General features: G+C 71.4%; 10 protein-coding genes and 1 tRNA gene. 5 read left to right on the plus strand and 6 right to left on the minus strand.

The features are described from left to right. Positions 1-73: 73 nt before the first annotated feature. Together AC1DP0_RS13945 and AC1DP0_RS13950 are read left to right on the plus strand one after the other, a co-directional pair. The gene (locus AC1DP0_RS13945) at positions 74-844 is read left to right on the plus strand and encodes a sulfite exporter TauE/SafE family protein (protein ID WP_478085150.1); all 771 of its coding nucleotides are present in this window, start codon (positions 74-76) and stop codon (positions 842-844) included. A 68-nt stretch (positions 845-912) separates the two neighbouring features. After that, entirely contained in the window at positions 913-1,725 is an 813-nt protein-coding gene (locus tag AC1DP0_RS13950; RefSeq protein WP_478085151.1) for a TrmH family RNA methyltransferase, read from the plus strand. Between the two features lie 25 nt (positions 1,726-1,750). Here the strand turns inward: AC1DP0_RS13950 and AC1DP0_RS13955 are convergent, their stop codons facing one another. The 5 genes from AC1DP0_RS13955 to AC1DP0_RS13975 form a co-directional block, all read right to left on the minus strand. Beyond that, a complete protein-coding gene (locus AC1DP0_RS13955; protein ID WP_478085152.1) occupies positions 1,751-2,137 on the minus strand; it encodes a DUF3037 domain-containing protein in 387 nt (128 codons plus the stop codon). After that, positions 2,134-2,904 (minus strand): HipA family kinase, encoded by a 771-nt coding sequence (locus AC1DP0_RS13960; protein ID WP_478085153.1) that lies wholly within the window; start codon positions 2,902-2,904, stop codon positions 2,134-2,136. The genes AC1DP0_RS13955 and AC1DP0_RS13960 overlap by 4 nt, the downstream gene beginning before the upstream one ends. A gap of 4 nt (positions 2,905-2,908) precedes the next feature. Further along, positions 2,909-4,177, minus strand: a complete 1,269-nt coding sequence (locus AC1DP0_RS13965) for an MFS transporter (RefSeq protein ID WP_478085154.1) — start codon at positions 4,175-4,177, stop codon at positions 2,909-2,911. Positions 4,178-4,225: 48 nt separating this feature from the next. After that, positions 4,226-4,726, minus strand: a complete 501-nt coding sequence (locus AC1DP0_RS13970) for a MarR family winged helix-turn-helix transcriptional regulator (RefSeq protein WP_478085155.1) — start codon at positions 4,724-4,726, stop codon at positions 4,226-4,228. A 126-nt stretch (positions 4,727-4,852) separates the two neighbouring features. Further along, positions 4,853-4,939: transfer RNA gene (locus AC1DP0_RS13975), tRNA-Leu, on the minus strand. A gap of 121 nt (positions 4,940-5,060) precedes the next feature. On the opposite strand from AC1DP0_RS13975, the gene AC1DP0_RS13980 reads away from it, so the two are divergent. Next, positions 5,061-6,407 (plus strand): M20/M25/M40 family metallo-hydrolase, encoded by a 1,347-nt coding sequence (locus AC1DP0_RS13980; RefSeq protein ID WP_478085156.1) that lies wholly within the window; start codon positions 5,061-5,063, stop codon positions 6,405-6,407. 14 nt (positions 6,408-6,421) lie between these two features. On the opposite strand, the gene AC1DP0_RS13985 is transcribed toward AC1DP0_RS13980, so the two are convergent. Then, a complete protein-coding gene (locus tag AC1DP0_RS13985; RefSeq protein ID WP_030146024.1) occupies positions 6,422-6,607 on the minus strand; it encodes a DUF5703 family protein in 186 nt (61 codons plus the stop codon). A gap of 190 nt (positions 6,608-6,797) precedes the next feature. Between AC1DP0_RS13985 and AC1DP0_RS13990 the strand changes: the two genes are divergently transcribed. Next, a complete protein-coding gene (locus tag AC1DP0_RS13990) occupies positions 6,798-7,592 on the plus strand; it encodes an SCO4651 family lipoprotein (RefSeq protein WP_478085157.1) in 795 nt (264 codons plus the stop codon). 149 nt (positions 7,593-7,741) lie between these two features. Continuing rightward, positions 7,742-8,191 carry a hypothetical protein gene (locus AC1DP0_RS13995; protein WP_478085158.1) on the plus strand — a complete coding sequence of 150 codons (450 nt, stop codon included), beginning with the start codon at positions 7,742-7,744 and terminating at the stop codon, positions 8,189-8,191. Positions 8,192-8,264 lie beyond the last annotated feature (73 nt).

Consider the following 8,264-nt stretch of genomic DNA (forward strand, 5'->3'; position numbering starts at 1 on the left):
CCGCCGGAGCCTCCGGTCCAGCGCTGACGGACACCGTCCGACGACACCCGGTCACCCTCTGTAGGGTGACCGGGTGTCGTTCTGGTCCGCCGTCGCCATCGCGCTGGCCGGGACCGGCGCCGGCGTCATCAACACCATCGTCGGCTCGGGCACGCTGATCACCTTCCCGACGCTGCTCTTCTTCGGCATCAACCCGCTCGTCGCGAACGTGTCGAACAACATCGGTCTCGTCGCCGGTGGCGTCACCGGGGCCTGGGGCTACCGCCACGAGCTCGGCGGACAGGGGCGCACCCTGCGCCGTCTCATGCCGATGTCGTTCGTCGGGTCGGTGGTCGGGGCAGGCCTGCTGCTCGTCCTGCCGGCTGCAGCCTTCCGGGCCATCGTGCCGGTGCTCATCCTCATCGCGTTGGTCCTCGTGGTCGCCGGTCCGCGCATCCAGGCACACGTTCACGCCGGGGGCGAGGGGGCGCGCACGCCTCGCTGGCACACGCCGGCCATGGCCGGAGGGGTCTTCCTGGCCGGGGTCTACGGCGGCTACTTCGGCGCCGCCCAGGGCGTGCTGCTCATGGGCCTGCTCAGCGCCCTGAGCCTCGAGCCGCTGCAGCGCCTCAACGGCTACAAGAACGTCCTGTCGCTCGTCGTGAACCTCGTGGCCGCAACGGTGTTCGTCCTCTTCGCGCGCGAGCACATCGACTGGCTCGTCGTCGTCCTCATCGGGGTCGGTGCCTTCGTCGGCGGGATGATCGGGGCGCGGGTCGGGCGCCGCATCCCGCCGAACATGCTCCGGGCACTCATCATCGTCATCGGCCTCGTCGCCATCGTCAAGCTCGTCTGGCTCCCCTGACAGTCAGCCCAGCGCGGGCCCGCCCCCACGATGCCGGGGGAGTGCAGCACCACCACTAGCCTGACGGCGTGCCGATCGAGATCTCCGACCCCACCGACCCGCGCCTGGCTGACTACGTGTCGCTCACCGACGTCGTGCTGCGCCGGCGGACCGAACCCGAGCGCGGGCTCTACATCGCCGAGAGCCAGAAGGTCATCCGTCGGGCGTTGCGGGCCGGCCACCGGCCACGGTCCTACCTCATGGCGCGGCGGTGGCTCGACGACCTCGCCGACATCGTCGCCGACGCCGAGGCGGACGGCATCCCGGTCTACTTCGGGGACCACGACGTCATCGAGCAGCTGACCGGCTTCCACCTCCACCGGGGGGCGCTCGCCGCGATGCAGCGGCCGCCGCTCCCGAGCGTGGAGTCACTTCTCGCCGACGCGCGGCGGGTCATCGTCCTCGAGGACGTCGTCGACCACACGAACGTCGGCGCGATCTTCCGCTCGGCCGCCGCGCTCGGCGTCGACGCGGTCCTCATCACCCCCCGCTGCGCGGACCCGCTCTACCGCCGGTCGATCCGCGTCTCCATGGGCACGGTCTTCCAGGTCCCGTGGACCCGGATCGACCCGTGGCCCCAGGGGATGGGCCTGCTGCACGACGCCGGCCTGAAGGTCGCCGCGATGGCGCTCTCCGACGACTCGGTGTCGCTCGACGACCTCGAGACGCAGCCGCCCGAGCGACTTGCCCTCGTCGTCGGCACCGAGGGCGACGGCCTGTCGCACCGGACGGTGGCCGAGGCCGACCTCACGCTCCGCATCCCGATGGCGGGCGGCGTCGACTCGCTCAACGTCGCCGCGGCGAGCGCCGTCGCGATGTGGGCCCTCCGCGCTCGAGGCTGACCGGACCGACTCAGGCGTCGGCAGGTCAGGCGTGCGCGGGTCGGACGAGCCRGTCGAGGAGGCGTTCGAGCTCGACGGCCGGGTCGTCGCAGAGGCCCCCGTGGACCGGTCCCGGCTGCACCACCGTCGAGCGCGGCGCGATGATCCACCCGAAGCGCTGGCCTGGCTTGTCGAGGGTCGGCAGCCCGCGCCCCGTCTCACCGCGGCACACCGCGCGCACGCGTTCGAGCATCGACCGCACCCCGTCGAGGTCGCACGACGGGGACAGGGCGCCCGCGCGGCGCTCGTCGAGCTCCCAGGCGGCGTCGAGGAACCCGGCGTCCTGCGAATAGAGCACGACGCCGACGTTGATGAACTCCTCGCGGTCGACGCGAGGGACGAGCCGGAGCAGGACGTACTGGTACGCGTTCATGCCGCGACCCCCGTCGGGACCCACGTCAGCGGCCCCTCGAGGCGGGCGCGCAGCATCAGGGCGTATGCCGCCCGCACCGCAGGCGCGTCAGCGAGGTCGGCCGTGGGCTCGATCCACTCGTCGGGCACCTCGGCGATGACGGCCCCGAGGGCCTCCGGCGTGAGCCGGGCAGCGAGCTCGTCGTGGCGTCGGCCGACGTCGCCGGCGACGTCGCTCAGGACGTGGCGGCTCGCGTCGAAGGGCTGCGCGGCGAAGCGCTCGGGGGAGGGCGCCCTGCTCGGCCACGAGTGGTGGAAGTAGAGCGCGGCGCCGTGGTCGATCGCCCAGGTGCGGCCGTGCCAGACGAGCAGGTTGGGGTTGGACCACGTGCGGTCGACGTTGGCGGTCAGCGCGTCGAGCCAGATGATCCGCTCCGCGAGGTCGGGATCGGGTGGGCGTGACCCGTCGTAGCCGAGCGAGCCGGGCAGGAAGTCGACGCCGAGGTTGGTCCCGACGGACGCCGTGAGGAGGTCCTGGACCTCCTCGTCGGCCTCGTACTTGGCGATGCGCGGGTCGAGGCGGATCACGGCCAGATCGGGCACGGGCACGTCGAGCAGCCGGGCGATCCCGGCGACGAGCACCTCGGCCACGAGGACCTTGAGCCCCTGACCGGCGCCGCGGAACTTCAGGACGTACGTCCCGTCGTCGTCCGCCTCGACGATCCCCGGCAGCGACCCGCCCTCCTTGAGCGGCGTCACGTAGCGGGTGGCGGTCAGCTCGGGAAGCACGCGGTCAGCCTAGTGGCCGCTCGTGGTCGAGCACGGTGGCGCGTGACCAGAGGCCGCCGAGCAGCATCGCCGTCGCGCCGTAGAGCACCGCGAACGCGACGAGCGGCCACCACGCGAGGCCGCTCTCCGGCAGGACGAACGCGCCGAGGGCGGCGGCAGCCACCATGCCGGCGTTGTAGACGACGTCGTAGGCGGAGAACGCCCGCCCCAGCAGGTGGTCGTCGACGTGCGCCTGGAGGAGCGAGTCGACTGTGATCTTGACGCACTGCGACGTGAACGAGACGACGAAGCCCACGACGACGATGCTCCACGGCGTGAGGAAGGGCCCCAGCACGGCACAGACGAGTGCGCCGAGCGCGAGCATCCGCACGGCATACGGGATGGCGGTGAGCCGGGGAGCGAGCCACGGGGTGACGAAGGCCGCCGAGGCGAACCCGAGCGCCGACGCGGCGGCGGCGACGCCGAAACCCCTGGCGCCGTGGCCGCCCTCGAAGGGGCCACGGAAGAGCAGGAGGGTCTGCAGGAGGAGGAAGCCGAACGGGATGCGGGTCACGAAGACGAGGCCGAAGAGCAGGCGCGCCCGACGCGGCAGGGTGCGCGCCGCCTCGACGAGCCCCGTGATGACCGACCTCGTGATCTGCCCGACGGAGGGTGCCCCGCTCGTGTCATCAGGCCCGATGAAGGGCAACCTGGTCGCCGCCCACGCTGCGGCGAGGACCCCCACGGCGGCGAGGAGCACGTCGAGGACGTCACTTCCCCCGAGGGCGCGGACACCGGTGCCGATGGCCCCGCCGAGCAGGTAGGCGAGCGAACCGCACGTGGGGGCGACGGAGTTCGCGCTGACGAGAGCCTCGCGCGCCACGACGTGCGGCATGGCCGACCCGAGCCCGGCGAGGATGAACCGGTTGACCGAGAAGACCAGCAGGACGAGCCCGAAGAACGCCGGACCGGTGTCGGCGCCGGTCACGAGTCCGGTGACGGCGAGGATCGCCGCCGCGCGGACGAGCTGGCTGACGACGATGACCCGACGTCGGGGCCACCGGTCGAGCAGCACCCCGACGAACGGTCCGAGGGCGGTGTAGGGCAGCAGCACGACGGCGAAGGCGATGGCGATGCCACGCGCGTCGGCGGCCTTCTCCGGGTTGAAGAGGATGTGGCTGGCGAGCGCGACCTGGAAGACGCCGTCGCTGAACGACGACGTGACCCGGCTGACGAAGAGCCGGCGGAAACCGCGCCCCCGGAGCAGGGTGAAGAGGGCGCGCAGGAAGGTCACGCGGCACAGCGTACGGTCACGCGCGCGACGGTCGGTCTGGGGACGGTCTCAGGTGGCCTCGGGCGAGGATGACGGCGCGGCCGGCTCGGGGGCCTCGGAGTTCTCCGGCAGGTCGGCGGCGATCCGGACGATGATGGCCAGAGCCTCGGCCAGATGGGCACGCTCGTCGGCGGGCAGCCGGGCCAAGGCCGTCGCCGTCGCTTGGGTCCGCCGGTCGCGCCACTGCTCGAGACTCTCGCGAGCGGAGGGCGTGAGGTCGAGGCGGGCCACCCTGCGGTCGGTTGCATCGCGGTCGCGGACGAGCACACCGAGGGGGAGCAGCTGGCCCACGAGGGTCGAGACGGTGTTGGCGGCGAGCCCGAGCACGTGGGCCGCCTCGGTCACCGTGACACCCGGGTTGCGCCGGACGACGCGCAGCAGCTCGTGCTGGGCACCGGACAGGGCGAGCTCCGGCAGGGGGGCGCCCACGAGTCGGCGTGACCGCCGTCGCAGCAGCCCGATCGCGTCGTAGAGCTCGTCAGCCAGGCCGGCCACGTTCTCGTCGCTCACCTTCGAAGGTTACGGCCGTCGCGGAGGGGCGGACAGAGAATCCGGGCAGGTGAGCGGCAGGGCCAGGGGAGGCCGTGGGCACGAGAAGACCCCCGGGTCCTGACCTGCAGGAACCCGGGGGTCTCATGGTGTCGAGGGGGGGACTTGAACCCCCACGCCCGTTAAGGGCACTAGCACCTCAAGCTAGCGCGTCTGCCATTCCGCCACCCCGACGAGGTGATGCAAGGGGCTCGTGGGATTCCCTTGCGGCGAGGCGAAACGTTACACGGGGCCTGACCAAAAGACCAAACGGGTGGTCGCAGGCGTCGGAAGGCCGCGGCATACGCTGATCGGCATGAGCCACGACGACGCCGCGCGCACCGGGACACCCGCACCGACAGCCGATGCGGAGGTGGCGCGGATCTGTGCGGAGCTCATCCGGATCGACTCGTCGAACTACGGTGACGGGTCCGGACCGGGGGAGCGCAAGGCGGCCGAGTACGTCATGGGCGAGCTCGCCGAGGTCGGCCTCGACGGCACGCTGCTCGAGAGCGAGCCCGGCCGCGCCACCGTCGTCGTACGCCTCGAGGGTGAGGACTCCTCGCGGCCCGGCCTCGCGGTGCACGGCCACCTCGACGTCGTCCCGGCCAACGCCGCCGACTGGCGGGTCGACCCCTTCGCCGCCGAGGAGCGCGACGGCTGCATCTGGGGTCGCGGGGCGGTCGACATGAAGGACATGGACGCGATGATCCTCGCGAACATCCGGCACTTCGCCCGCACCGGGACCAAGCCCGCCCGCGACACGACCTTCGTCTTCTTCGCCGACGAGGAGGCCGGCGGCACGCACGGCAGCCACTGGCTCGTCGACCACCACCCGCAATGGTTCGAGGGGGTCTCCGAGGCGATCAGCGAGGTCGGCGGCTACAGCGTGACGGTGCCGACGCCCGGTGGCCAGCAGCGGGCATACCTGCTCCAGACGGCCGAGAAGGGCATCGCGTGGCTGCGGCTGCGCGCCCACGGACGCGCCGGCCACGGCTCCGTGCCCAACGGCGACAACGCCATCGTGCGTCTTGCCGGTGCCATCGGACGGATCGCCGCCCACGAGTGGCCCCGCGAGTACATCGCCTCGGTCCGCGAGCTGCTCGACACGCTGGGCACCCTGACCGGCCTCTCGACGGCCGACGGTGACCTCGAGCCGTTGCTCGCGACGCTCGGGGGCGCCCAGGGCTTCGTGCGCGGCACGCTGCGCGACACCGCCAACGTCACGATGCTCGGGTCGGGCTACAAGCACAACGTCATCCCCCAGACGGCGACGGCCGCGGTCGACTGCCGCTTCCTGCCGGGGCACGAGGACGCGCTGATGGCCACGATCCGCGAGCTCGCCGGGGAGCACGTCGAGGTGGAGGTCGTGCACCGGGACGTCGCGCTCGAGGCCCCCTTCTCCGGTGACCTCGTCGAGTCGATGAAGCAGGCGCTGCTCCGCGAGGACCCCGAGGCGGCCGTGCTGCCCTACTGCCTCTCGGGCGGCACGGACAACAAGGCCCTGAGCAGGCTCGGCATCAGCGGCTACGGCTTCGCACCGCTGCGGCTGCCCGCCGACCTGGACTTCGCGCCGATGTTCCACGGCATCGACGAGCGCGTGCCCGTCGACTCGCTGCGGTTCGGGGCACGCGTCCTCGGTGACCTCCTGCGGACCTGCTGAGGTCGGGCGACGCGTCAGGCCGTGCGCTGGACGCGCATGATCTTGCGCCGCAGCCACATCCGCCGCACGCCGCCCTCGTAGATCACCGTGCGCGAGAGCTCCCAACGGCCGTACTCCGCATGCTCACGGACCGCCTGCCGCGCCTGGGCCTTCGACGTGTGGCGGTCGAACGTGAGGACCCGGTACTCGTAATCCGTCATCGCCATCCATTCTGACACCAACCGTGACCCCACCGAGACCGTATGCGTGGCGTGGCGGACAGGTGCCCGCGATACCGTCGCTGGGTCATTCGACCGCAGACCCGGGACCGAGCGCGACCCCGTGCGGCGCGGCGCAACAGCGGAACCGCCCGGAACCGTCCGGCGTCAAGGGCCCAGGAGGTCAACACCCATGAAGTGGAACACCCGCCGCATCGCGGCAGCAGTCATCGTTCTCCCTGCCGTGCTCGGCGTCGCGGCCTGCGGCAAGAGCGAGACCCCGGCGCCTGCGGCGGGCCAGACGCAGGCCAGCTCGGCAGCCGCGACGAGCGACGCTCCCGCCGCCGGGCAGCCGTACAAGGACAAGGCGTCCTTCGTCGCCGCCATGAAGGAGGCCGGCAAGAACGCCACGACCGCGCACGTGAACATGACGATGGATGCCGCCGGCCAGAAGATCGCCATCTCCGGTGACACGAAGGTGGACCCCGGCAACCCGGCCATGAAGATGACGATGGACATGGGGTCGTCGATGAAGGTCGACATGATCCTCGTCGACAAGAAGGTCTACATGAAGGGATTCCCCGGCCTGCCCGCGGGCAAGTGGGCAGTCATCGACAGCAGCTCCACCATCGGCAAGCAGCTGTCGCAGTCGCTCGACCAGGCCGACCCCACGAAGATGTACGACCAGTTCGGGGCGGCCGTGACGGACGTGAAGTACGCCGGCGAGGACACCGTGGACGGTGACAAGACGTGGAAGTACGACCTGACGCTGGACACCAAGGCCATGCAGGCCCAGTTGCCGACCGACGCCAAGACGCAGCTGCCCAGCACCATCGCGTACACCGCCTGGCTCGACGAGAAGAACCAGCTGCGCAAGGTCACCTTCGACCTGTCGGGCGTCAAGGCCGACATGACGATGAGCAAGTACGGCGAGCCGGTCGACGTCACGGCCCCGCCGGCGGCCGACACGGTCAAGGCGCCCATGTGACGCCGCGCGCCGCCGTCGGGTGAACGGCCCGACAACCGCGCGTGAACGGTCCCGCAGTGAGCACGGCCCGCTGCGGGACCGTCGTGTTTCCAGCCGATCCGGGCACGGATTCGGTTCTCACGCTTGCGGGGGTCCACTACGGTCGAGGCATGACCGTCGACCCCCGCGCCGCCCTCGAGCAGCTGATCGCCGCCCTCGAACGTCACCTGGAGGCCGCGAACGCGAGCCGAGACCCCGACCACCCCATGGTGATGGCTGCCGCGCAGGACCTTGCCGAGGCCTTCGACGACTACGACGAGGCCCTCTACGAGGCGACCGAGGTCGCCACGCCCCTCGCCATCTACGGCGACGAATTCGACGGTCACGAGGACGAGGACGGCACCGAGAGCCGCGTCTACGCCGGCCTCGACTCGGACGACTACGACGAGGAGGACGACGACGATGACGATGACGAAGACGACGACGATGACGATGATGACGACGAGTACGCGGACGACGAGGACGACGACCTCGACGACGTCGACGACGTCGAGGACAACGATGACGTCGGCGCGACGGGTGTGACGGGCACGACCGAGGGCAAGAGCTCCCGCGCCTGACGCGGCGCGCCGCGCCGGCTAGGCCGAGACGTCGTCCAGCGCGGCCACGATCTCCGAGGGCAGCGTGAGCTCG

It is taken from the genome of Terrabacter sp. P5_B1, assembly GCF_056400505.1.

Coding starts and splice junctions, on each gene's coding strand:
- AC1DP0_RS13980 (WP_478085156.1), top strand. CDS start 5,061: ATGAGCCACGACGACGCCGCGCGCACCGGGACACCCGCACCGACAGCC.
- AC1DP0_RS13985 (WP_030146024.1), bottom strand. CDS start 6,607: ATGACGGATTACGAGTACCGGGTCCTCACGTTCGACCGCCACACGTCG.
- AC1DP0_RS13990 (WP_478085157.1), top strand. CDS start 6,798: ATGAAGTGGAACACCCGCCGCATCGCGGCAGCAGTCATCGTTCTCCCT.
- AC1DP0_RS13995 (WP_478085158.1), top strand. CDS start 7,742: ATGACCGTCGACCCCCGCGCCGCCCTCGAGCAGCTGATCGCCGCCCTC.